Below are 23,470 nucleotides of genomic sequence, written 5' to 3' on the forward strand. Positions count from 1 at the left end.
TCATGATTGAATGTAACTTACTTTAGATTAAGTTACATTCAATCTTCGTCAAAATCTTCTAGTTCTTCCTGAGCGATGATAATAAAATCTTTTAAAGTAGGAGCTAGCTCTTCCGTTTCATCTGTTTCATGAAGCCATAAAAAAATTGGATCATCTGCTTTTCCACCTTCTACTTTCAGGCACAAGTAATCGCCAGTCCCATCTCCAGCAATCGCAATAAGATCTTCAGAAATTACATCAGCTAAAACTTCCTTGTTTTGTCTGACTACATCGTCCCACGTCTTTTTTAGATTCTTAGAATCTTTGATGGGGAATAAACTCCATTCCCCTACCTCAGGACCGTTGGCCAATTTAAACAATTGAACATACTGATTCGGGAAACATAGGTTTAACTTTTGTTCCGTTTCTCTTATCGCTGACTCCTCTACACCTTTTTTATTTGTCTCCAACAACTTAATAATCTCTTGCATAATTTAACCTCCATTCTTTAATCTAGCTGCCATTCTGAATGTAACTTAATTAGTATTATGTTACATTCAAAAAATGTTTTTTAAAACACCGGATTGAGCATTCAAGTCTTTTAAGAGGAATTTACTTCTAGTTTAAAGAATAACCAATTTATCCTAATTTCAAAAGGCAGTGATTTTATTATGAAATACCAGCAGAAGGATTTTACCTCACAGCTAAAGACAAAGATTCAAGAGATGGAATCGGCCTTAAAAAAACACAGTGAAATTCTATCAAGAGAAAACAAATCTGTTTTTGAAAATAGAAACCTTAGGTTTTACGCTGAATTCGATGTTGATGGTTCGGACCATTTTCAGCCAGGCTACAGATCTGCTGTTTACCTCGGGATAGCCGACAAAACCGATCCAGATGGAGAACTGATTAACTTGCATGTTATTACAATCTGGAAATGCGAACGACTTATGTTAGGCTTGCCTGTTTCGAAAAATATACCGGGGAGCAAAATTATTGGAGAACTTGTGGATGAGTCTCTTAAAGAAATAAAAGAGGAATTAAAGGAGTACATCGAAGAATTTTTAAGCGAAGAGTACTAGGGTTTGAATGTAACTTAATTCACATTAAGTTCAAACAGAAAATCTAATACATCGGCATGTATTTCTCGTTGTCTTTCAATTTCATTCAGCTGCTCTTTTACCTTTTGAAGGGATTTTAGTAAGGCATCAGCAGGTACTTTTCCATCCATGGATTCCAGGAGTTGATAAGCCATCGCCTGCACTTCAAAATTTCCAGTTAAGAATTGCTGAACGATGGACTCTAAATGCTCCGTGCAATCAAAAGGTGCCAAAGCGTATAACAAAGTCCCTCTACTTCCGAGTGTCTTCGGATCATTGATTAAGTCAATCAGGGGAGAAATCGCTTTTTCATTCCCGATATCCCGCAAAGCAATGGCTAGTGCATTTCTTATCCCTGGGTTTTGGGTTATGGTAATGTGCTTTATCAGTATGGGGACTGCCTCGTCATGTTGTTCAGGGGAAATTTCACCTACTAACCTTTCTACTTCTTCCATATCGTTTTTCTCAAGTGCAGTTTCGAGCCGATTGATGTCTATCATTCTCTCCTCCCTCTAAGTTTAAAAGTGTTTTTGAGCAAATGCGAATGTAACATAAATACCAATAAGTTACATTCGACTTTTATATTCTAGACTGTACTAAGGACGCAGATGCCCTTCACTATGCAGCTTCTTTTACAAAGGATTATGCTAGTTGAAGAAGCGTAAATGATTAACAAGTCTTCAATCGAAATTTGGTCTTGCATTAAAATCTTTGTTTCTTAGGATGAAATTTTTGTCTACCAGTTCTTCTACGACTGTCTCGGGATAATACTGAGCAATAACTTGTTCATTCGTTATCCCTTTAGGGACGTGCAATAACCGGGAATACAATTCAGTGCCTATTTGAAGTTTTCTATCGAACATTTGAAAGCAGTCGATCGATTCTACGAATTTCCATACGACCTTTTCGTCATAAGGATTAAGGTAATCAATCTCATGTTGTTTGGCTTCCTTTTCGGCCAGGTCATAAGCCTGATCAAATGAAGAAGCCTTGATGAGAAGAATACTTTCCTCAAATGTCTTTTCGGTGTTGGAGTAATTTCTATCAAGTGTTTCTGATGCTGGGTCGCCTGAAATGATGCATTCATACAACACCTTCACGGCATACCACTCCCAATCCTTGCTCATTTTTTTCCGCAGCCTTTTTCTCATGTTCTCCCACCTCCGAAAATTAGAATAGTGTATAAAAGCTCTTCTAATTTAAACTCGTATTGAACTAAACGGTGCAGATGAAACTTTGCAAATCTCCCTAACTTAAACGAATGCGTCTTTTTGAAATAAGATTAGAAATAGATTCTATAGAACCACTGGAATATCCTTCCTAACCGAATTGTTAGATAGCTCTTTAAGAGATTATTTATAGTGATAGTTCATCTTGAATCAAATGACGTAGTCCTTAATGAAGCGTTCGTAAAAGTACACGTTTACGAACGCATTAAAACAGCTGAAAAAAGCTAAAAAGAACGTTCGTAAAAGTGCCAAAACACTTTACGAACGTTCCCTTCTTCACCTAAACGTTTACGAACAAAAATATGCCCCTGCTTTTAAATCATTCTTTCTCCTCGCCCTGTAATATTTTTTCGTCTAATGCTAAAAGTTTAATTTCTAAACAGGCAAAGACTTTTCTCCGGGCTGGTTATTGACTGGGAATGATCCCCATAAGCATCTTTTTGCACATACGGACTGTCCTCTTCTAATTCGCTCTGCCATTACCACTAATATAATATTGGGCAATTGGAATGCATTCTTTCTTGCAGCAGGCATTACTGTATAGACGACCTCCACTCAATGTGTCTCATATATTTCGATTTTTCATTATTGAATCATTGGTCAGTTCTTTACTTATTAACCAATAGATCTGAGTTTTTCTTAGCTTCCCTAGCTTTTAATTCGCGGCGAAGCACTTTTCCGCTAATCGGAGTTTTGGGCAACTCTTCAAGAAATTCAATTTCTCTTGGAGCTGCATGTGCAGCAAGCCCGCTGCGCACAAATAAGCGCAATTCTTCTAATAAGTCCTGGCTTTCCTGATACTCTTTGTTTAAGACAATAAAGGCCTTCACAATTTCCCCTCTTACGGCATCCGGCTTACCGATAACGCCCACTTCGGCAACCGCAGGATGTTCAATCAGCTTACTTTCAACTTCAAATGGCCCGATTCTTTCCCCCGAAGAGTTGATCATGTCGTCACTTCTTCCTTGGAAAAAGACATATCCAGTCTCGTCGATCGTTGCCAAATCACCGGATAAATACCATCCATCAAAAGGGAAATACGTGGAGTATTTAGCTGGGTCTTTCCAGACTTCCCGCATAAGAGAAGGCCAGTTTGCTTTTAAAGCCAATTGGCCGATTGCTCCAGCTTCCAGAATTTCTCCATTTTCGCCTAAAATAGCCGCTTCAATTCCTGGGAACGGTTTTCCCATTGATCCGGGCTTGATCGCTTCAGAAGGTAAATTGACGATTAACTGGGCTCCGGTTTCCGTCATCCACCATGTATCGTGGATGCGGTTTGAAAGTGTCTCTATTCCCCACCTCACAATTTCCGGGTTCAATGGTTCTCCCACGCTTAAAATATGCCGGATTTTTGAAAGATCGTAGTTGTTAATCAGTTCATCCCCTTGTGCCATCAGCATTCTAAAAGCCGTCGGCGCGCTGTACCAGACCGTTACACCCGTCCGCTCCAAGATGTCATACCATTCTTTCGCGCCAAATCTGCCCCCGTGAATGACAGTCGTCGTGCGGTTCAGCAATGGGGCAAAAACTCCGTAGACTGTCCCTGTCACCCATCCCGGATGTGCCGTGCACCAATAGATATCATCTTCTTTTAAATCCAATACCCATCTCCCGGTGATGTATTGCTGGATCATCGCCCGATGTGCATGGATGATCCCTTTCGGTTTACCGGTCGAACCGCTTGTATAATGGATATTCAATCCATGATCGAGGTCCACCCATTCAATTATATTTTCTTCTGTTTCAACATTTCTTGCTTCTTCAAACAAAGAAATTTCATCGCCTGTACAGTGTGGCAGTTCAGCGGTAATAAAAACGGTTGTCAAAGACGGCAATTGGTCCCGCTGGACCCGTTTCACCAGGTCAGGTGATGCGATCAAAAAAGTGCCTCCGCAATCCTGGATTCTTTCTTTAACGGCATCTTCCATAAATGCCTCAAAAAGAGGCCCGACGACAGCGCCAAGTTTAATGGCTGCAAGCATGGCAATATGGCAATCGGGGTGTTTCGGCAAAAAAACGAATACGAAGTCTCCTTTTTTCACCCCGCGTTTTTTCAGCACCGTCGCCCATAGATCAGATTTTTCTTTCAAGTCACGATATGTAAGTTTGTATTCTTCTTGTTCTCCAATATAATGAAGAGCAGTTTTTTCCCCAAATCCTGCTTCGACATGGCGATCTACACATTCATATGCCATGTTTACTTTTCCTGTTTGGGACCAGCTGAAATTCGACTCTATATCTTTCCAGGAGAAATCTTCCCAAGATGGTAATTCATCCGCGATATTGTAATGCCCTTTATTCGGTTGGATAATTGTACTGTTTGCCATTTCACTCGCCTACCTTTTTAGTCTGTAGTAGATTAAGGATTTCTGATTTCTTTTGCGCAAGAAGTGCACTCCCGCGATTTCTCGGTTTTGCAGCTTCCACTGTCAATTCCGCTTGCAGATAACCCGGCTGTCCGCCAAGGATGAAGATGCGGTCACATAAATACAGGGCTTCGTCTATGTCATGCGTCACAACTACCATCGTGGATAATTGCTTTTTTTGAATTTCCAATAATAAATCCTGCAATTGCATTTTTGTGAATGCATCCAGCGCGCTAAAAGGTTCATCTAAAAGCAGCACAGCCGGCTGCCCAATCAACGCACGGGCAATAGCGGTTCTTTGAGCCATTCCCCCTGATAAATCTTTCGGATAATAATCGCCGAAATCGCTTAGCCCTACCAGCTCCAAATAATCCCGCACCTCTACATTTTTTACATCTTTGTTTCCAAATAAAATATTGTCTTTGACCGACAGCCATGGCATAAGCCGGGGTTCCTGAAATATCATGCCAATTGGCTGTTCGCCTGCTTCAGCTATTTTTATTTCTCCGTCGAATTCCTTATCCAGCCCGGACAACACCCGGAGAAGCGTGCTTTTCCCGCATCCACTCGTTCCCAGAATTCCAACCGTCTCACCTTCTTGAATGGAAAACGATAGGTTCTTAAATCCTGCCAGTCCGTTATTGAATGTCCTTGAAGCTTCTTTCACTTCCAGCATATTGACACCTCCTCTTATTGTTGGTTCTGTAAATTATCCTGCCATCTCAAGGCACGCTCTTCCAGCGCTTTCAATAAAGCGTCTGTCAGCTTGCCGAGTATGGCAAACAGGATGATGCTTGCCATGATGAGCTCTGGCGAATATGTATTCTGGCCAACAACCAGTAAATAACCGAGCCCTTGTCCTGCGCCCATCAGTTCTGCAGCGACAACGAACATCCAGCCCAAACCGACGCCGCTGCGCAAGCCGACAAGAAAAGATGGCAGAGATGCCGGTAAAATGATCCGGCGCACAATCTGGAACGAAGTAAAGTGATAAATTTTTCCGACCTCAATCAGCTTGCGGTCTACACCTTGAATACCGGAGACGATATTCAAATACACTGGAAAGAAAACACCGACCGCAATGAGCAGCACTTTGGATGGTTCTCCAATACCCATCCACAAGATGAATAAGGGCACCCAGGCAAGGGAAGGAATCGATCTGAATGCTTGGATCAGTGGATCCACCAACTGTTCAAACCACTTGAAATAGCCCACAAAAGAACCCAATACGAGCGCCAGCAAAGTCCCGGCAAAAAATCCGATCAGTACACGAAGAAAAGTAATGCCGATATGCCCCCAAAGGGTTCCGTCTTGAGACATCTCTACAATCTTTTGAAAAATAGTGGTAGGGGCTGGAAAAACATAGGTGTCTATCAAGCCGAAACGTGCGGCTGCTTCCCAAGAGACCAAAAGAACGATCGGCAATATCCACCCGAGTACCAGGCCTCTAAATTTATTTGAATCCGTTCGGGATTTCGGCTTACTACTTTTCTCTATCGGAAAATCATCAGTTTTAGCGTTGATCGTCATCCAATTCGCCCCCTATTCTGTTGCGATCACTTTTTTCGCAAATCGGTCAATAATTAATTCATTTACTGTTTTTTCGATATCTGCATCGCCTTTAATCACGTTTTCCGACTTCAAGACAGCGCCAGCCTCTTCAAGTGCCTCGATTTGCTTATCGCCGGGAATAGGATCTGAGAAATCATTTCGCTCGATGCTTTTCTTAGCCACGTCCAACTCCATGTCTGCTTCTTTTGCCAAAATTTCTGCTGCTTCATCCGGATTTTCTACAACCCATTTCCGCGCTTTCTCATATACCTCAATTACTTTTTCTACAGCTTCCGGATTCTGTTCTGCAAATTCCGACCGTACATTCAACGTGCCATATGTATTTTTGTCATGGTCACGCAAGAATAAGTTTGCGCCGGAATCAACTTCAACTCTTGCCATATGTGGATCAAGGCCCGCCCACGCATCAACTTGACCAGTTAACAAGGCATTGGCGCCATCCGCATGCTGCAAGTTCACAATTTCCAAATCCTTCGATGAAAGGCCTGCTTCCTGAAGTGAACGCAGAAGGAAGATATATGGATCCGTTCCTAAAGTGGCGGCAACTTTCTTGCCTTTCAAGTCTTCGACTGTTTTGATCGGTGAATCTCCTGTCGCTACCAGCGCAGTCCATTCTGGTTTCGAATAAATATAGACTGACTCGATGGGTGAGCCATTCGATTTTGCGATTAACGCAGCTGCTCCCGCAGTAGATCCGAAATCTACGCTTTTCGAATTCAAAAACTCCAATGCCTTATTGCTTCCTTGGCTCAAAACCCATTCCACTTCGATGCCTTCTTTTTCAAAAACTTCTTCTGCCCATCCGAACTCCTTTAAAGCCAAACTTGTTGGCGAGTAATACGCATAATCCAGCACTACCTTTTTCAACTCGCCTTGCTCTTTTCCTTGTGCATTTGAACAAGCCCCCAAGATAAACGACGCACCTACTAGCAACAACACAACTGCAATAATTTTCTTCATTCTAAATTCCTCCCGACATAATTTTTAATAAATGTTTTTACAATTTCATTTACTTAACTGATATGTTTACTAGGTTTTACGCATATAACTGCTCTCCTTTCTTGAACCCAAAATACAAAAAAGCCCCCTTCAATTAAGAAGAGGGCAGAAAATCCTCCTCTTATCTTTCCGATTCAATCGAATCAGTAGGATTTAGCACCTTTTCAGAATATGATTCTGTTGGTTGCCGGGCTTCACAGGGCCTATTCCCTCCGCCGCTCTTGATAAGAGTGCTATTCACTTTTAAATGTACAAATTTTCAATCAGTCGAACCATTAGGAATTATCATACAATAGGCTCGAATTAAAAGTCAACCAGTTTTGAATTTTTTTCCTTCTGAACTTTTTTCATATAAAGTTTTTTTAGTCAGATTGCTTTAAATTTTCAAACCATGTAAAATTACTGGAATTACTTTTTTCATTTTCTATTAGGGGGAATTGCTGTGGACAATTTGTTTGCCTATATTTCAATAGCTGCCATGATGGTGATCATACCCGGGGCGGACACGATGCTGCTGATGAAAAATACGCTTCGGTACGGACCTAAGGCCGGCTATTATACGACGCTCGGAATGGCAGCCGGTCTTTCTTTTTGGACTTTGATTGCGGTTCTGGGCTTAGCGGTAGTGATTGCCCAATCGATTGTTCTCTTCACTTTGATCAAATATTTAGGAGCAGCTTACTTGGTCTATTTAGGAATCAGAAGCTTCTTCTCGAAAAGCGGATTTTCTTTAGGGGAAATTCAGGAACAAGCACGCAAGCCGGCTGCCTCTTCCGTTCGGCACAATAAAGAATCCTTCAGGCAAGCGTTGCTGAGCAATGTTCTTAATCCCAAGACCGTGTTGGTCTATATCACGGTTATGCCCCAATTCATCGACATAAGCGGGAATGTAAACCAGCAATTGATGGTGTTGGCATTCATCTTAACTCTGCTGGCTGTCACTTGGTTCTTGTTCCTGGTGAACCTCATGGATTTAGCGAAAAAATGGCTGAATGACCCGAAATTCCAAAAGGTTTTCCAAAAAACGGCAGGTGCAGTGCTGGTCGGTTTTGGAATAAAAACCGCGATTTGACCAATCGATTAACCGTTCAAGTGAAATGTCCAAAGCCGTTCAGGAAACTGAACGGCTTTTTGACGTTTGCTATTAATCATTTTTCTTTTATCCAGTTTCCGAAATCGATTGTCTCAGCACATGGGGCAACCAAGAATGAAAAGTTGTGCCTGAATCGGCCTCGGTTCGCTTTTTGGATGCCAGCAGCTTTTTCAATTTCGTCATACGTAAAATTCAAGAAAGCAACTTCAGCTCATTTTCTAACTTGCGGATCTCATTCCACTTTTCTTTTTTATTTGCCTGCTTGTCTTTCTCCCACTCTTCATAAGCTTTTATTAGTTTTTTCTTCCCGGCTGTAATCGCATCAAAATCATTCTTCTCTCTATACATAGTAAAGTTCTTTTGAAAATTATTTCTTGCTTCTTCGAGCGAATAATCTCCATTGGGTCCTCCGAATACTTCCGCTGTAGAAAGTTCATCATGGTTTTCGTCTTCCCAATCACAAAGTAAACAAATTTCAAAATCTCCTCTTGTCTGTAAAGTAGGATACCCGCAGCAAGGGCATTTTTCTCTTCTCATTAAAAACCTCCCTTTCCAAATTTCACTATTCATTCAAACAGTTTCTTTACAAAGGAATGCTCTTTTCGCATCCAATTAAAAGGAAGTAAATGTTATGATTATATTAAAGACATTGTTTTTGTATTAGGGGTGGGAAAAGCTTTGATAAAGGAGTTTTATAAAATGAATGAAAATAAAGGTACTGAAATAAAAATCTCTTCAAAAGCAGAAGGCATTCTCTCTCAAATCACCAGTAACACTAAGCTAGGCGACTTGCGGAAAATCGCGAAGGACATAAAAAAAGACCACGAACTCGCGATGGAACTTTGGTCAACCGAAGAGTTTTTGCCCCGACTATTAGCAATCTTAATCATGGACAAAAAACTTCTTTCACCAGAGGTGCTGAATGAGCTTGATCAGGACATGCAGACGCACACATTTGATGAGCGAAACAACTTAATGGATTGGTTAATGGCCAATCAGCTCACCAAAGACAAGAAGAACATTGCATTGATGGAGTCGTGGAAAAATAGTCCTTCTGCTCTTCAAAGACGAACTTTCTGGTATTATCAAGGGCGATTGAGATGGACTGGACAAACACCGCCTGATAACACCGCGGACTTGCTAGCTGCAATGGAAGCTACTATTACACAGGAAGAACCGGAAGTTCAATGGGCTATGAATTTCACCGCAGGCTGGATAGGCGTTTATGATGAAAAGAATCGCGCACGTTGCATTAAGCTGGGTGAGAAAACGGGTCTTTACAAAGACGAAATCGTTGCAAAAGGATGCACTACCAACTATTTGCCGGAGTTCATCACGATTGAAGTTAACAAACGGCATAATAATTAGTTGCCTCTGAAAATTTTTTCAGGGGTTTTTTACTAACCTGCTCTTATTTTTTAATCTACATGCGTTGAATACATGTAGTTAAAGTGTAGGATTTTATCATTAATCGGAAACGCCCTTAAAGCTTCAGTGGCTGTCCATTTCACTAAGGGGCTTTAGATAGGCACTATTCTTCTTCGGAATTTTGGTTAGTTACCAGCGTATCATTTATCTGTGTGATCACTGTGCCTTTCGGCAAGTTTGAAATGAGTTTCTCCAGAGGGAAATATGTCTCCTCGTTCGAGAACAAGTAGAACCCTGCCCCGTCGTGAAAAATGGTCATAAAGGTGGTTCCCAGCCCGATTTTGAAACTTGCAATCGACCGTTTTCTTTTTCTCTTCCACTCAACCACTTCTCTTAATTCGAACAGTAAATTGTCGGAAAAAGAAATTGAGAAAAACTCATTCTCGGCGGCCAGCCAGTATGTTTTATTCAGCAAAAGAGCTAAAGAATCCGAATCAGTGATCCTTGCAGTAAAGCAAGGCGGGTGATATTGGTGCTTCCCAGAGAAATCATAATAAGTCCTTTTTTCTTCAAGGCTGCTTAACGTGAAATCAATTTTATTTTCATGTAAAAAAGCCCGATATTCGCCAGTTTGTTCCTCGTACACAATAAAAGTAATGAACAAAGGATACCTGTTTTGACAAAGTAGAAACTCCAGTAAAAAATTTTTGTTTTGTTCTACATAACCTTCTCCATCAGCACCGATGAAATATGCAGATTCTAATTCTCCGTTGAACCTTATATAATGGCCTAACTCTTCTAAAAACTTGTTTGAAACTTTTTCTTCTGCAATCCATATTTCAGCCATATTTTCCCCTTCTCACTTTTTCTATAATAATGCAGGTTTACTAACACTTTCCTATAGAGATGAATTAAAGCCATGCAAATGCTTAATGACGCAGCCAGTTTTCACTAAGCGGCTGACTGAACTCTATCCCCACCACATGACCGTCACAAAAAAAGACCAAATGGATGCACTAGGTGCTACTGTGAATAAAATCAACAAATAAAACTCGCGATTTTTTGAAACAGCTTCCTGTTTCGTGAATAAACGAAATAGCAAAAAACCGGATGCCAGGTATAGAAGGATGCCAAAAATAGTCAACCCTGTTAAGTAATAAATTGGCGAAAGCGATACAAAGTATTCACTCAAAAAGTATGCGATTCCTTGTCCAAATACACAAAAAATGGTTGCTAGTAGAAAGCTGCCAATCAAAATTGCATAAAATTTTTTCATCAAAGCCCCCGTTTCTTCTAATCCTCAACCAACATTTTTCAATTACTGTGACAAAACAGAACTTTTCTGCTCTATTACTCCATTCGAGCGAAGGCCCGATTAAAAAGAATCATCGCATTTTAACTAAAAAGGCTCGTTGCCATAACAAACTATTTTAGGCAGCGTTTTGAGAATGCTTTCCTTAACCAAATCCTTTAAGGGCTCCCCTTTTTACTAACTGTTAACGAATGGTTTAAAAGCACGCACCTCATAATCCGAAATGGTAAGAAACAAAAAATCATGGCGCTGGAAAATCGCCCTTGTCGCATAGGGGAACGCTCTCAGGGATTCCGAAACATGTCCCGTGGTCTGGAATTCCCAACACCACAGCTTGCTCTCTTCAATAAACACCCCGAATTCATGAGTTAAGGCAAAGGCCATGACATTGCCAGGATTAAAAGGGATTTCCAGCGTATTTTCTTTTTCAAGCTGCTCGTTCATAAAGAGCAGTTCCCGGGTTTCCCAGCTCAGACATGCATAAGGCTTATAACGTGCAAAAAGAACTTCGTATAATAGTTTGTTTTGGAGTGCAATGTCAATAAAAGATTCGGGCTTATGGAATGGTGCTGCGTAATTTAATCTGTTTTTACCAAGCTTCTTACCGAACACACCTTCATCGCCATAAACACAAAGAACTCCTTCTCTATAGGGAAATAGCTCAAAGATATCGTTGCCGACATCGCATTCGGAAACCAATTCCCCTCTCAGTGTGTAAAAAGAGAGGGTTGAATCGTTCAAGAGACAAAAATGGTCTTTTACAAAACGAATCTTCGAATATCCTGTGCGCCCGGTCAGAATCTTGTTGCCGTTTAACTCGACGATATTTTCGCCTCTGCCTTTCAATAAAACGATGACCTGATCTTTTTTACAGTCCGCATCGAGAATGACCAGCTGGTCACTTGTATAAATTACCTCTTCCTTTATAAACATTATGTTAAGTCTCCTTCTGCTAAGTTGTGATATGTAAATCAAATATTAAAGCCTTTCAGAACAGCCTATGAACGTAACATTCTTTCTAATGAACTTGTTGGAACTTGTTGGAATTCATTGTAATGAAGTTTCGGATATAACTTAGTTGCCAATAATTTAATTTCGGAATTAATGTAAACAGTAAAGAACCAATTAAAAAATGGAATATCACTGGAAATAAATTGCTATAATGAGTGGAGAAAATAAAATTGAAGAACGAAACAGAAACTATATATACAGAACGTAGAAATAATACTTCTTAATTAAAATTCCAAAGGGGCATTAAAAATGAGAAAAAAAGTAGTGTTTGCTGTTTCATTTATTCTGATTCTAGGCGTGGCTTATACGTTGTTTTATATGAATCAATATGCCATTGAACCAGAAGAAGATGCGATTCATACTGGTTTGGCAGATTGGCAAACTAGTGGAGAACAGACGGGTTTTGAGTTTAACATATTAGGAATCACCCCAATCAACCAAACGAATACTCATATTGTGTTATTTGAAACTGATGATCATAATATTGGCTACGCCCGATTGCTGAAAGGATGGAACGGAAAGTACAAAATCACGAATTCGGGCTGGGGCACTAATCTTGTTAAATACGTCGATATCCAGACGAATGAGGGAATGTACGGCATCCTCGTCGGCAAAAATCCCGGGTTGGAAATTGACCATATCGTTGCGGAATCTCCAGATAAAGAATTTGGTTTTACAGCTGCCGTGTCCAATGCCGAAACCTTCGTCCGGTATAAGAAATTGCCAAGTGGATTAAAAGAGGCATATCCTGCTGATATAACCCTTTATGATGACAGTGGAAAAATCCTTAATCCGCTGCGCAAAGAGTGGTAACGTAATTAATGAAAATTACATGCAGAACGAAAGCTTATAAATGATTTAAAGAGAGCAGGTAAAACAAAAAAGCCCATTTATACATTTGATAAGATACATCCGAAATCTTTCACTTTTGATGCAGATTAAATCAACTTTGACATGTAGTATTCATCCACATAGTGGTTGTTGATTACGAGAGAATCTCTTTTTACCCCTTCAATTTCGAAACCCATTTTCTTGTACAAGGAAACAGCCGCCTCGTTTTCAGCAACCACGGTCAAATCCAGCCGATGGAGGTTCACTTTTTTGGCCCAAGCCAGCATATGCAAAAACAGGGCTTTTCCGATGCCCTTTCCACGGCTATCGCTATGGATGCCGATCACAAGATATGCCCGGTGTGAAATACGCTTCGGCTTCTCGCTTTGAGCGATCAAGTAACCTAAAATGAGTTCCTTTTCACAGGCGATAAAGATTCTTGATTTTTCCTGCTGGTTCGTCGCTTCGATGAATGCAGCAAACGATTCAAGCGCAATTTCCCTTTCGCCCGGATCAAACAGCATATACCCGGATTCCTCTGCATTCCTCATTACTTCCGCTAGTTGTTCCGCATCATTCCCGACCGCTTCTCGGATTTCAATCATCTTAAGCACTCCTTTTTCTTGAAGATTTATATTTATATAAAACTGCATTTTTAAATGTTGCATAATGACTCATAAGCTGAATTCAGTTTTCATATTTCAAAATGATAGAGATGGGGGTTCTCTCCTTCCAACCTTTTAATCAATAATAGCAGCCTTTCCAATAACTTAACTACATCATTTCTGCGAAATACTAAGCATTCTTGTCCGCCTAGCGCTTTTTTGTTGGAAGAATGCACCAATACCCTTGTCAACTTCAGTTTTTCAGGGATATTGGTAAATAAGGAGTGCCAAGCCGCAATAATACTTTTCATGTTTATCTCCTTACTGGATACGAACCTAAAAGATTGCCCGCGTTTATTAGAAAAAGAGAAGGGTAAAGAATGAGAGTCGGTAAGGATAAAGAGACCCCGAGACGAATAACCCGAGTGATTCAACGTTTTTAGAAATTAATCAAAGAACGAGAAGATGGCGAAGGGCTATTTCGTGATGGAACTGTAAATCCCTTCTGGATGGATGCCAATGCATTAACAAATGAAAAATTCATAAAATTACTGAAGACTTCTCTTAAGATTTTTGTTCTTATGAAATAACTTCTTAATCTAGGTGGTTTAAAATGTATGGAAAACGAAAATAAGAAAAAAGAATACGAAGAAAATCAACTAAAATTTGCTCAGCAGCATATGGCCAATGAACGCACATATTTAGCTTGGTTGCGGACCGCAATCGCAATCATAGGAATTGGCTTTTTAACAGTCTCGTTGCATTTAACCATCGGGAAAAGTCATCGGATAAGTGATTTTCTGGCTATTCTGCTTACTATCCTATCCAGCGTGGCTGGTTTTGGTGTAATCATAAATGCAGCGGTTCAATATTTTAGGAAACGAAAACAAATTCAGGAGCAGCGCTTTCATTCCACCCATGTATCCATACTAGTGGGGTTACTGGCTTTGCTTATTGTGCTTCTGGTCGCCGTTATGTATATTTTTGTTCAATTTATGCATATTGAAGAGAACCTGTAAGGAGAGTTTAGTGAAGATGCCGCCTTCACTAAACTCTCCTTTTTCTGACCATTCGTAAAAACACATCTTTTAAGACGAAAGGGAAAGAAAAAGCTATTCAAAACGTATTTACATCTGTTTCGATTGATGAAATTCCCATACGCTCCTAGCAGTTCGCTGTTGCGGCTGCGGCGATATACGCCGAATGCAACGACCCGTTCGCATACGGCCATGCTCCTCCAATAAGTACACTCATACGATCCAATCCCCTATAGAAATATAAAAAACCCCGCCTTTATCCGAAATCGATAAAGACGAGGTTGATTCGTGGTTCCACTTTAATTTACTGCTAACTTACATTACCAGTCTTATTCAGTTCATAGCCGCTGCTTTTATACTGCGGTTTTGATAACAAGCAACAACTCTTGTCGCATTTTACTGATTCCAAACCGGAACGTTCAAACCGAAGCTCTCTGGAAAAAGACGGATTATTTCACCGCAGCTTCTATTCTTAATTCTTGATGAAGTACTTCTCCGATGCGTTTCATGCCTTCAATGATTCGCTCTTCTGAAGTATTGGAGAAGTTTAGCCGAAGCGCATTTCTTTTTGAGCCGGTTGCGAAAAAGGCATCTCCCGACAGCACAGCCACACCTTTTTCAAGGCCGGTTACCGAGACTTTTCTGGAGTCGACGGTGTCGGGAAGTTCCACCCAAATAAATAATCCGCCTGCAGGTTTCACACAGGAAACAGCTTCTGGGAAGTACTGATTTACGCATTCATACATCGTCTGGCATCTGTCGCGATAAGCGGCGTTGATCTTCTCAATATGCACATCGATATCATTCTGTTCAATATATTTCGAAGTGATTCGCTGCGCAAAGCCATCGGAATGCATATCCGCGGATTCCTTGAATCCCATGTATTTTTCGATGATCGCTTCATCGGCACAAATCCAGCCAAGACGGAGTCCTGGTGCGAATATTTTAGAGAAAGAACTCATGTAAATGACACGGCCCTCTTTATCAAAATGCTTGATCGGCGGAATTGGTGTTCCGGAAAAACGGATGGCACCGTACGGATTATCTTCCAAAATCAATACGTCATATTGTTGAGCCAGCTCCAGCATCCGCTTTCTTCGATCCAGGCTCAGCGTGCGGCCCGTGGGGTTCTGGAAATCAGGAATCGTATAGATGAATTTTGCTTGGGGATTTTCTTGAAGCCTTTTTTCCAACATTTCCATAATCATGCCGTTCTCATCCATCTCAACGTCTACAATATGGGCGTTGCAGAGGTTGAAAACGTTAAGCGCCGCCAGATAAGTCGGGCTTTCGCAGATGACCGTATCTCCTTCATCCAGAAAAAGGCGTCCCGTCAAGTCAATCGCCTGCTGGGAACCGGATGTGATCATGACTTGGTTCAAATTCGCCTGAATGCCGATCGCTTCCATTCGCTCAAGTGTTTTTCTGCGGAGCGGGGCATGACCCTCGGTCGGGCTGTATTGAAGGGCAACCGGTCCATCTTCAGTCAGAACAGCTTCACTTGCTTTTTTCAGGGCCTCCATAGGAAACAGTTCTGGGGCCGGAAGACCACCGGCAAAAGAAATCAAATCCGGTTGTTCTCCAGCTGTTAAGATGATCCGCATATCCGAAGGTTTCATCTGGTTGGCTCTCTTGGTGAATTTATGAATCATTGTCTGATCCTCCTAGGTACTGTAAATTGTAAAAATCGACTTTATTATCATCTCGTCCACTCCACATTTTTGAATGAACAGCTAAAACGAGTGCAATAAACTTTTTCGCAAATAACTTAGGCCTGTGGCTCATGTGACAGGTAACAGAATTTCATCCTATTTCCTTAAGAAAACATTTTACACTAATTTCACCGTCAATAGGTGTTTGATGTTTGGCAATGATGCTTTAATTGCTCAATGCAAACACATTCTTCTTTAAACTTCATCTTCATTCCGCTTTTCAATTTACCGAGTTCAGCCAATCAACTCGTGGGTTTTTTTATTACATTCATTATCGACTCAGTCATCTTTTTGATGCTCCATGTGCCTTATTCTTCTGCTGTTATTGGTATACTTGTTCCATGCAGTCAGAACAAGACGCATAAAGAAGGACGGGATGAATTGAAACGATTAACTCCAACAGGTGAATTTATCTATACATATGCATATCATCAAGACGAGGAAGAATTATGCCATTTGGAGATGCGCGCTTTTTTCGGAAAAGACACCGAAGAGAAAGTCATCAAAAGCAAGCGCGGCATAGATCCGAGCAGAAGCCCATTCATCAAGGAGCGGATTGAATTGCTGTTTGAGGGCGCGGAACTAGCGGATATTTTGGAACAAGCGGCTAAAGTGGATATGGAAAGTTCTACGTTTAAAGTCATTTTCCCGAAAATCAATGGATTGGCTTTGGCGAACAAAGTGGATTACGCGGCAAAACGTGAGATTGAACGCCAGATCGGCTTTGTGATCACAGGGAAAGCAGATGTCCATAACCCGGATGTCACTTTTGGAATAATTCTGTTCGGGGGCCGTTGGTATTTTGGCAAATACCTGCAAAGTGAGTCTGTCTGGTTCAAGCATCAGCGAAAACCGCGTGAATATTCCACTGCCTTGAGTACAAGAGTGGCGCGTGCCATCGCCAATATTGCAGTTCCTGACCCAGCGGGAGTCAAAGCGATCGATCCGTGTTGCGGTATTGGAACCGTGCTGGTCGAAGCCCTGTCAATGGGAATCGACATTGTCGGCCGGGACATCAATCCGCTGGTCGTTGATGGTTCGCGGGAAAATATTGCGCATTTCGGTTTGTCTGGAACAGTCGACTTGGGAGCGATCGCCGATATCAGACAGCAATATGACGTGGCAATCATTGATATGCCTTATAACCTTTATACGCACGCGACGCCTGATGAACAGCAGGAAATTCTCAAGCACGCATTGCCATTCACCAAAAAACTGCTTGTCGTGACCATCGATCCCATCGATTACATGATAGAAGATGCCGGCTTCACTGTAACCGATCGCTGCATTGCAAAAAAAGGATTATTCCTGCGGGAAATTCTAGTGTGTGAGAGAACAATTGAACCATCCCTAGTTGTTAAGGAATTGCAGGAAGCGTAAAATTTAAGGCATGGCTGCAAGAACGAAAGCGGATTTTAGGGACATCTGCAAAAAATCACCCGGCATATTTGTCCGGATGATTTTTGTTGGATTGTTACTTTCAATTGTTTAGGCGTTTGATCAGATTACGGAATGGCACTCAAACGTTTATCTTCCGCCCTTTCCAAGTTACCGTATGCAGGACATTCACCCGAAACAGAGAGTACAGATAGATACCGGTGAAAAATAAAAACAGAACGGGATAGAACAAGAAAATGAACCGTGGGAAATCACCGCATCTGCGCGCAAACAGTCCGGTTTGAACCGCATAAATCAGATACAAAAGACCACTGATTAAGATTGCAGAAGCGTCTGCTGACGCAATGGCGGAGATTAAGGCAATCGCACTGGTGAAGCTGCCGGCAATCCAAATGATGGTCATCCCCATAACAAGCGGATGAGTGGATTTTGAACCAATGGCAAAGCTTTTACACCAGCCTTCGATCAGGCTTTTAAGACCTTCCGGATACATCCGGGACGAGATGATCCCTTTTCCGCCGAGGCAGTGGACGGGAAGGCTTTTTTCGAGAAACGCCTCCCCGAGCGCCAAATCATCCATAAGGGCGCCTTCGATTTTTTGATGGCCTCCTGTTAAAAAATAATCCTCTTTATTGCATAAGATGCACGGACCGAACGAGCCAGCCGTCTTAAAACGGTCTCCCCAAACGGTAAAACCATTCATCCCGACAACCACGATCACGTTGAATATGGCAGAGAGGTTTTCATACAGCTGGTGAACAGTATGGAACGGCTGCAAAGCCAGAATCCCTTTGGCGCCTTTTTCTTTGTAGGAAAGAAGCAAATTTCGGATGCCGTCAGCGTCTGTGAAATGGGTGTCCGCATCCAAGAATAATAGCCACTCCCCTTTTGCTTGATTCGCGCCGTACCAGCAGGCTGCCGACTTTCCTGCCCCCAGCCGTTCCTCCTTCTTCTGAAGAACCGTTGCGCCTAACGCTTCCGCGACTTCAGCTGTATTGTCCGATGAATCATCATCCACCACCAAGATTTCAAATGACCGATGATTTTGGTCATTTAATGACTCCAATAACGGCGTGATCCGGTTGCTTTCATTTCGGGCAGGAATGATGACGGACAGGAACGGCAAATCTGATTGTTCTCGCGGCTTAGGCCTCGGCAACGACTTGAACATGATGAAGCCGACCCCGACCGCAGCGAAACCGATTGCCAGGTTGATGATGTTTGAAGCTTCCATTTGAACACCCCCTAACTGAATTTGGCTATCGCCGGCAAATTAATTATCGTGAGCCATGACACCTTGGTCATCATCGATCAATTCCTGCACGGCAATCTTTGCGGATAAAAGGACGATTGGAACCCCTGCTCCGGGATGTGTACTGCTCCCGGTAAAATACAAATTCGAACAATGCGTGGCCTTACTTTGCGGCCGCAGGTGATTACTTTGAGACAAAGTCGGCTGCAGGCCGAAAGCGGCACCTTTATAGGCATTGAACTTCGTCTCGAAATCCAGCGGCGTTATGCAGGTTTCCGCAACAATTTCTTCCTCGACGTGCTCAAAGCCCGGAATCTTTTTCAACGCGTTCAGGATATAGCCGCGGTAATACGCGACGGTTTCCTCGTTCCAGTCGTAAAGGGCTGTCGCCGCGTTTGAAACCGGCATCAAGATATACAAGCCGTCTTTTCCTTCGGGCGCAAGAGTTGGATCCATTTTCGAAGCAAGGTAAACATAAAAAGAGGCATCCGTCAGTTTTTCCCCTGAGAAAATGTCTTCCAAATTTTTGTCCAGCTTTTCATTGAAAATGAAATTATGAACCCTCTCGACTTCCGTGTATTTTCTGTCCATGCCCAAATACAATAAAAAACAAGAACAGGTATACTTCATTTTATCGATTTTTTTGTCGGTAAACTTTCCTTTGGCGGCCGGTTCTTTGACCAGGTGTTTCATGGCATACGGGAAGTCCGCATTGCACACCACAAAATCTGCAGGAACCTTTTCGCCAGCCACAAGGATGCCGGTGGCTTTTTTATCTTCAATGCAGATTTCCTGCACGGCCTGATCATAGAAGATTTCGCCTCCCAATTCCTTGAAGAGCCGTTCCATCGAAGAGGCCATCGTGTACATGCCGCCTTTAATAAACCAGACGCCATATAAAAACTGGAGCATCGGGATCATCGTATAAAACGACGGACTCTTATACGGGGAAATGCCTATGTAGAGCGTTTGGAAACTGATGATCTGCTTTAAGCGTTCGTTTTTGATGTATCGGCCGATAAACTGGTCGGCTGTGTCCAGCACTCTTATTTTCGACCCCTTCCCTTTATTCATCATAGAACGGTTATAGAAATCCCGGTGTCTGCGGAATGGCTTCTGCAAAATATCAAACCTTGCAAACGCAAAAATCTTTTGCGCTTCCTGGAGATACTGAAGGAATCCCCCTGTATCCGATGGACTGAGCGTTTCCAACGTTTTGGTCAACCGTGGAAGGTCAGAGGACATATCAATGGGCTCAGTGGGTGCATCACTGAAATAAGCCCTGTACATCGGATCCAGTTTTTCCATCGGGATGTAATCATCGGGGTTGCGGCCACACAGCTCGAATATTTCCCGATACACTTCCGGCATCATGACAATACTCGGCCCCAGATCGAATTTATAGCCGTCGATTTCAATCCGGTTCATTTTTCCGCCGGGGGTGGATTGTTTTTCGTATAGGGTTACCTGGTAACCGGCATTTTGAAGTCTGATGGCGCTTGCCAGTCCCGCCACGCCTGCTCCGATAACAATCACTTTCTTTGTCACGCTGACCTCCTCCTTCCATTGGAAATGATGGCGTAAATGCGCCCGCGGTTGTACCGCTGGGCAATGATGAGCGGCAAATTAAATAAAACCGCGTATGCAATCATTGACCAGCCTAGTTAAAAAGGATTCCATAGAAAAGATAACGGTGCCGGTACACTGGAGAGCCAGTGGGTCAATTCTGCTCGTTTTGTTTCTGTGGCAAAGATTTCCCGCCTTTTGTCCGGCAATCGTTTTTTGCTGTAGCCGCTCTTTAGAATAACCGTCGACCAGCGATCTTTTCCATTGTTTCTTTTACTTATGGCTTTGCATGGATATCACTCTTCATTTGCCTTGATGCAAATCCCGTTCAACAATTTTCCTGCCGACTTGCTGGCCGCTCAAAGTGACCATCGGCATCCCGCCACCCGGGTTCACCGTCCCACCGACAAAATACAGATTGTCGTAGCGCTCACTTTGTTTCGGGTGCTTGAACCCTTTGTTATTGCTGCGGTCTGACAGCGTTCCGTAAATCGCGCCGCGGTCGGAGCCGTAGACCTGTCGGATATCGTCAGGCGTCCATATGTCCTCCGTCACGATGTTTTCCCGCAAGCCGTCCAGACCCATTCGTTCCAATTTGATCAAGACTTTCTCTGCGAATTGCGCGTAGTCCTGCTGCGTGAACGCTTTGTCCTGGATGTACGGAATGTGCGGAAGCACTTTTATGTTTTCGTGTCCGGGCGGCGCCTGGGTCGGGTCGGTCTTATTGACGTTCACTAAATAAATGACCGGGTCGTCCGGCAGTTTATGCTCGTGGAAAATCGTATTCATCTGTTCCTTCATATTTTCCGCAAAGAAGAAATTATGATGGCGGAGCTGCGGATAATTTTTTTTGACGCCCAGATGCATCACGAGCCCGGAACTGGCCGGTTCAAATTTCTTCTTCAGCTTTTTAACGTACTGCTTCTTTTCATCCAGCAGCTGCTCATAAAGCGGAATGACTTCCATATTGGAGATGTAATAATCCGCGGCCACCTTTGCACCGTCTTGCAGCAGAGCGCCGGTGATCTTGCCTTTTTCTTTGTAGAGGCGGGTGACTCCCACTCCCGTATAAATATTGACGCCAACTTCTCGAGCCAGCCGCACTAGTGCATCCGCAAGCCGATTCATGCCGCCGGGCACGTACCATGCACCTTGGTCATGCTGCATATAGATCATCATATTCAAGACGGCCGGCGCATCGTAAGGGGAAGAACCGACATATTTACTAAAATAGGAAAGCATATCCTTGAATTGCTTATTGCTGATCCGTTTATCAATGGCACTATGTACGGTCGAAAAAAGATCGAAGTTTTTGAGGGATTCAAGCGCACCGTGGTAATTTGCGATTTCTTCCGCGCTGTCCAGCCCCTGACTGAAATAGCCTTTCTCGGTCATATCGTACAGATTTTTGGAGTATTTCAGCAGATTTGCGTACTCGCGCATATCCCGCTTGCTCAATGACGGATTTTTCGCTTCCATTTCATTCAAGTCCTCATATAAGTCGATAATGTTCCCATCCGGAAAAAAGGAACGCCATTGATGATCCAGCCGGATGATCGGCACGTAGTCTTCCATCCGTTTTCCGCTGTCCGCAAATAATTTTGCGAAAATTTTTGGCATCGTCAGGATGGACGGGCCAAGGTCGAAGCCGAAACCATCCTGGTCAAGCCGGTTCAATTTCCCGCCGATATGGTTGTTTTTTTCGAATAAGGAAACTTTATAGCCGCGTTGCGCAAGGGAAATGGCGGCGGATATGCCGCCGAGTCCTCCCCCGATGATTAAAACTTTTTTATTTTCAGTCAATTTCACCAGCACCTTCCCGTAATTTAAGGGCAATCTTCAACAGCAGCGTCGATTTGTATTATTTCCACTAATACCCTCATCATCCTGTTTCAACACCTAGACGGCAACTCTTCCGGACAATAAATCAATCGAACCCCAGTGCCCGGATATCGGCTTGCTTCCGATCGCCTATAAAGACGGCGCGGCGCTGACTTCAGCAATTGACTATTTAACAGTCCTATGGATAAAATGGTGGAAAAAAGCGAGGTCCTTATGTTAACTACTATTGGCGCAAAGTTACTGCGACTCCTTCCCGATCCGTCATATAATTCGCCTACGATTCCTCCGCAGCCTGTAAAAATGAAAAAAGATTTCCTGGTTGATACATCGGTTCAGCCCACTTACCTATCTTTCTACTATCCGTTAGGGACAGAACGGGAAAATCTTCCGGTTTACGTTAATTTCCACGGCGGGGCATTCATTATGAATGATAAAGAGCTGGATGATCCGTACTGCCGCTTTCTGGCGAATCAGACAGGCTGCATAATCCTCAATGTCGGTTATGCAAAAGCTCCGGAATATCCGTTTCCGAAACCGATTGAACAGAGTTACGAGATTCTTCAATGGATGAAGAACCAGGCAGATGAGCTGGAAATCGATCCGAAACAATTCATGCTGGGCGGACAAAGTTCTGGTGCGAATATCGCCGCAGCCCTATGTCTTTACCTGGAAGAGAAACAGGAAAGCCAGCCCCTTCTCCAAGTATTATCCTGCCCGATGCTGGATTTTGTCACACCGCATGCAGATAAACCCGAACCGAAGCGGCTGCGTGCCCGCTTCCCACAATTTGCGAACTTTTTGAATAAATGCTACCTGCCTGACAAAACTCAAGCTGCCAATCCGCTCGCTTCCCCTGTCTTTGCGGAAATCGGGAAGGGTTTAGCCTCTGCCCTTATTATTATTGCCGAACACGACCCATTCAGGCCTGAAGCCGAAATCTATGTCGAAAAATTAAAAGCTGCCGGGATAAACGTCCACGATGAGGTTTTCGAAGACGTTTCTCATGCCTTTACACATTTAGGCCCACAAGATGCGGCCGAGAAAGCATGGACGCTGGTTGCGGAAAAAATCAAAGAAGCGGTTGCTTTAGCTGGGGATCAAAATAATAATATACGCAGTTGATTAATCGCCTGCTTCCTTTTATGGCTTTTTTAAAAATGCTGCTACCGCCTAAAAAGACCTAACAAGAAAATGTTAG

General features: G+C 42.8%; 25 protein-coding genes and 1 riboswitch. Of the genes, 7 read left to right on the forward strand and 18 right to left on the reverse strand.

Going from position 1 to position 23,470, the window contains the following annotated elements; all coding sequences use genetic code 11:
• Positions 1–38: 38 nt before the first annotated feature.
• Entirely contained in the window at positions 39–470 is a 432-nt protein-coding gene (locus ACSFXN_RS07230; protein WP_437149501.1) for an SMI1/KNR4 family protein, read from the reverse strand.
• A 180-nt stretch (positions 471–650) separates the two neighbouring features.
• Between ACSFXN_RS07230 and ACSFXN_RS07235 the strand changes: the two genes are divergently transcribed.
• A complete protein-coding gene (locus ACSFXN_RS07235) occupies positions 651–1,061 on the forward strand; it encodes a hypothetical protein (protein WP_437149502.1) in 411 nt (136 codons plus the stop codon).
• Between the two features lie 14 nt (positions 1,062–1,075).
• Here the strand turns inward: ACSFXN_RS07235 and ACSFXN_RS07240 are convergent, their stop codons facing one another.
• The 6 genes from ACSFXN_RS07240 to ACSFXN_RS07265 form a co-directional block, all read right to left on the reverse strand.
• Entirely contained in the window at positions 1,076–1,579 is a 504-nt protein-coding gene (locus ACSFXN_RS07240; protein ID WP_437149503.1) for a HEAT repeat domain-containing protein, read from the reverse strand.
• 180 nt (positions 1,580–1,759) lie between these two features.
• On the reverse strand, positions 1,760–2,230 hold the full coding sequence (locus ACSFXN_RS07245) for a DUF4288 domain-containing protein (RefSeq protein ID WP_437149504.1): 471 nt from the start codon (positions 2,228–2,230) through the stop codon (positions 1,760–1,762).
• 686 nt (positions 2,231–2,916) lie between these two features.
• Positions 2,917–4,635, reverse strand: a complete 1,719-nt coding sequence (gene acsA / locus ACSFXN_RS07250; RefSeq protein ID WP_437149505.1) for an acetate--CoA ligase — start codon at positions 4,633–4,635, stop codon at positions 2,917–2,919.
• A gap of 1 nt (position 4,636) precedes the next feature.
• Positions 4,637–5,350, reverse strand: a complete 714-nt coding sequence (locus tag ACSFXN_RS07255; RefSeq protein WP_437149506.1) for an ABC transporter ATP-binding protein — start codon at positions 5,348–5,350, stop codon at positions 4,637–4,639.
• 14 nt (positions 5,351–5,364) lie between these two features.
• The gene (locus ACSFXN_RS07260) at positions 5,365–6,204 is read right to left on the reverse strand and encodes an ABC transporter permease (protein ID WP_437149507.1); all 840 of its coding nucleotides are present in this window, start codon (positions 6,202–6,204) and stop codon (positions 5,365–5,367) included.
• Between the two features lie 12 nt (positions 6,205–6,216).
• A complete protein-coding gene (locus tag ACSFXN_RS07265) occupies positions 6,217–7,206 on the reverse strand; it encodes an aliphatic sulfonate ABC transporter substrate-binding protein (RefSeq protein ID WP_437149508.1) in 990 nt (329 codons plus the stop codon).
• Positions 7,207–7,363: 157 nt separating this feature from the next.
• Positions 7,364–7,476, reverse strand: a riboswitch (SAM riboswitch).
• Between the two features lie 211 nt (positions 7,477–7,687).
• Here ACSFXN_RS07265 and ACSFXN_RS07270 point away from each other — a divergent pair.
• Positions 7,688–8,317, forward strand: a complete 630-nt coding sequence (locus tag ACSFXN_RS07270) for a homoserine/threonine efflux transporter (RefSeq protein ID WP_437149509.1) — start codon at positions 7,688–7,690, stop codon at positions 8,315–8,317.
• Between the two features lie 213 nt (positions 8,318–8,530).
• Here ACSFXN_RS07270 and ACSFXN_RS07275 read toward each other — a convergent pair whose 3' ends face one another.
• Positions 8,531–8,875 carry a CPCC family cysteine-rich protein gene (locus ACSFXN_RS07275; protein WP_437149510.1) on the reverse strand — a complete coding sequence of 115 codons (345 nt, stop codon included), beginning with the start codon at positions 8,873–8,875 and terminating at the stop codon, positions 8,531–8,533.
• 162 nt (positions 8,876–9,037) lie between these two features.
• Here ACSFXN_RS07275 and ACSFXN_RS07280 point away from each other — a divergent pair, with 162 nt between their 5' ends.
• Positions 9,038–9,706, forward strand: coding sequence for a DNA alkylation repair protein (locus ACSFXN_RS07280; RefSeq protein WP_437149511.1), 669 nt, complete (start codon positions 9,038–9,040; stop codon positions 9,704–9,706).
• A 163-nt stretch (positions 9,707–9,869) separates the two neighbouring features.
• On the opposite strand, the gene ACSFXN_RS07285 is transcribed toward ACSFXN_RS07280, so the two are convergent.
• The 3 genes from ACSFXN_RS07285 to ACSFXN_RS07295 all read right to left on the reverse strand — a co-directional run bounded on the left by ACSFXN_RS07285 (position 9,870) and on the right by ACSFXN_RS07295 (position 11,951).
• Positions 9,870–10,553 carry a hypothetical protein gene (locus tag ACSFXN_RS07285; RefSeq protein WP_437149512.1) on the reverse strand — a complete coding sequence of 228 codons (684 nt, stop codon included), beginning with the start codon at positions 10,551–10,553 and terminating at the stop codon, positions 9,870–9,872.
• Positions 10,554–10,676: 123 nt separating this feature from the next.
• Positions 10,677–10,982 (reverse strand): hypothetical protein, encoded by a 306-nt coding sequence (locus ACSFXN_RS07290; RefSeq protein ID WP_437149513.1) that lies wholly within the window; start codon positions 10,980–10,982, stop codon positions 10,677–10,679.
• Positions 10,983–11,195: 213 nt separating this feature from the next.
• Positions 11,196–11,951 (reverse strand): hypothetical protein, encoded by a 756-nt coding sequence (locus ACSFXN_RS07295; protein ID WP_437149514.1) that lies wholly within the window; start codon positions 11,949–11,951, stop codon positions 11,196–11,198.
• Positions 11,952–12,278: 327 nt separating this feature from the next.
• Between ACSFXN_RS07295 and ACSFXN_RS07300 the strand changes: the two genes are divergently transcribed.
• Entirely contained in the window at positions 12,279–12,842 is a 564-nt protein-coding gene (locus ACSFXN_RS07300; protein WP_437149515.1) for a hypothetical protein, read from the forward strand.
• A 125-nt stretch (positions 12,843–12,967) separates the two neighbouring features.
• Here the strand turns inward: ACSFXN_RS07300 and ACSFXN_RS07305 are convergent, their stop codons facing one another.
• Together ACSFXN_RS07305 and ACSFXN_RS07310 are read right to left on the reverse strand one after the other, a co-directional pair.
• Positions 12,968–13,465: an N-acetyltransferase family protein gene (locus tag ACSFXN_RS07305; protein ID WP_437149516.1), complete on the reverse strand. Its 498-nt coding sequence runs from the start codon at positions 13,463–13,465 to the stop codon at positions 12,968–12,970.
• A gap of 89 nt (positions 13,466–13,554) precedes the next feature.
• Positions 13,555–13,776, reverse strand: coding sequence for a hypothetical protein (locus ACSFXN_RS07310; protein ID WP_437149517.1), 222 nt, complete (start codon positions 13,774–13,776; stop codon positions 13,555–13,557).
• A gap of 306 nt (positions 13,777–14,082) precedes the next feature.
• Here ACSFXN_RS07310 and ACSFXN_RS07315 point away from each other — a divergent pair, with 306 nt between their 5' ends.
• Positions 14,083–14,484: a YidH family protein gene (locus tag ACSFXN_RS07315; RefSeq protein WP_437149518.1), complete on the forward strand. Its 402-nt coding sequence runs from the start codon at positions 14,083–14,085 to the stop codon at positions 14,482–14,484.
• 467 nt (positions 14,485–14,951) lie between these two features.
• Here ACSFXN_RS07315 and ACSFXN_RS07320 read toward each other — a convergent pair whose 3' ends face one another.
• Positions 14,952–16,154, reverse strand: coding sequence for a PLP-dependent aminotransferase family protein (locus ACSFXN_RS07320; RefSeq protein WP_437149519.1), 1,203 nt, complete (start codon positions 16,152–16,154; stop codon positions 14,952–14,954).
• A 441-nt stretch (positions 16,155–16,595) separates the two neighbouring features.
• On the opposite strand from ACSFXN_RS07320, the gene ACSFXN_RS07325 reads away from it, so the two are divergent.
• Positions 16,596–17,594, forward strand: a complete 999-nt coding sequence (locus ACSFXN_RS07325) for a TRM11 family SAM-dependent methyltransferase (RefSeq protein ID WP_437149520.1) — start codon at positions 16,596–16,598, stop codon at positions 17,592–17,594.
• A gap of 139 nt (positions 17,595–17,733) precedes the next feature.
• Here the strand turns inward: ACSFXN_RS07325 and ACSFXN_RS07330 are convergent, their stop codons facing one another.
• The 4 genes from ACSFXN_RS07330 to ACSFXN_RS07345 form a co-directional block, all read right to left on the reverse strand.
• Positions 17,734–18,846 carry a glycosyltransferase gene (locus ACSFXN_RS07330; RefSeq protein ID WP_437149521.1) on the reverse strand — a complete coding sequence of 371 codons (1,113 nt, stop codon included), beginning with the start codon at positions 18,844–18,846 and terminating at the stop codon, positions 17,734–17,736.
• Positions 18,847–18,885: 39 nt separating this feature from the next.
• Positions 18,886–20,412: a phytoene desaturase family protein gene (locus ACSFXN_RS07335; RefSeq protein WP_437149522.1), complete on the reverse strand. Its 1,527-nt coding sequence runs from the start codon at positions 20,410–20,412 to the stop codon at positions 18,886–18,888.
• Complete coding sequence (locus ACSFXN_RS07340; protein ID WP_437149523.1) at positions 20,409–20,516, reverse strand: hypothetical protein; 108 nt, start codon at positions 20,514–20,516, stop codon at positions 20,409–20,411. The genes ACSFXN_RS07335 and ACSFXN_RS07340 overlap by 4 nt, the downstream gene beginning before the upstream one ends.
• 217 nt (positions 20,517–20,733) lie before the next feature.
• Entirely contained in the window at positions 20,734–22,233 is a 1,500-nt protein-coding gene (locus ACSFXN_RS07345) for a phytoene desaturase family protein (RefSeq protein WP_437149905.1), read from the reverse strand.
• Between the two features lie 339 nt (positions 22,234–22,572).
• On the opposite strand from ACSFXN_RS07345, the gene ACSFXN_RS07350 reads away from it, so the two are divergent.
• Positions 22,573–23,394 (forward strand): alpha/beta hydrolase, encoded by an 822-nt coding sequence (locus ACSFXN_RS07350; protein ID WP_437149524.1) that lies wholly within the window; start codon positions 22,573–22,575, stop codon positions 23,392–23,394.
• Positions 23,395–23,470: the final 76 nt, after the last annotated feature.

The sequence above is a fragment of the Planococcus sp. 1R117A genome (assembly GCF_051417975.1).
Taxonomy (GTDB): domain Bacteria; phylum Bacillota; class Bacilli; order Bacillales_A; family Planococcaceae; genus Planococcus; species Planococcus shenhongbingii.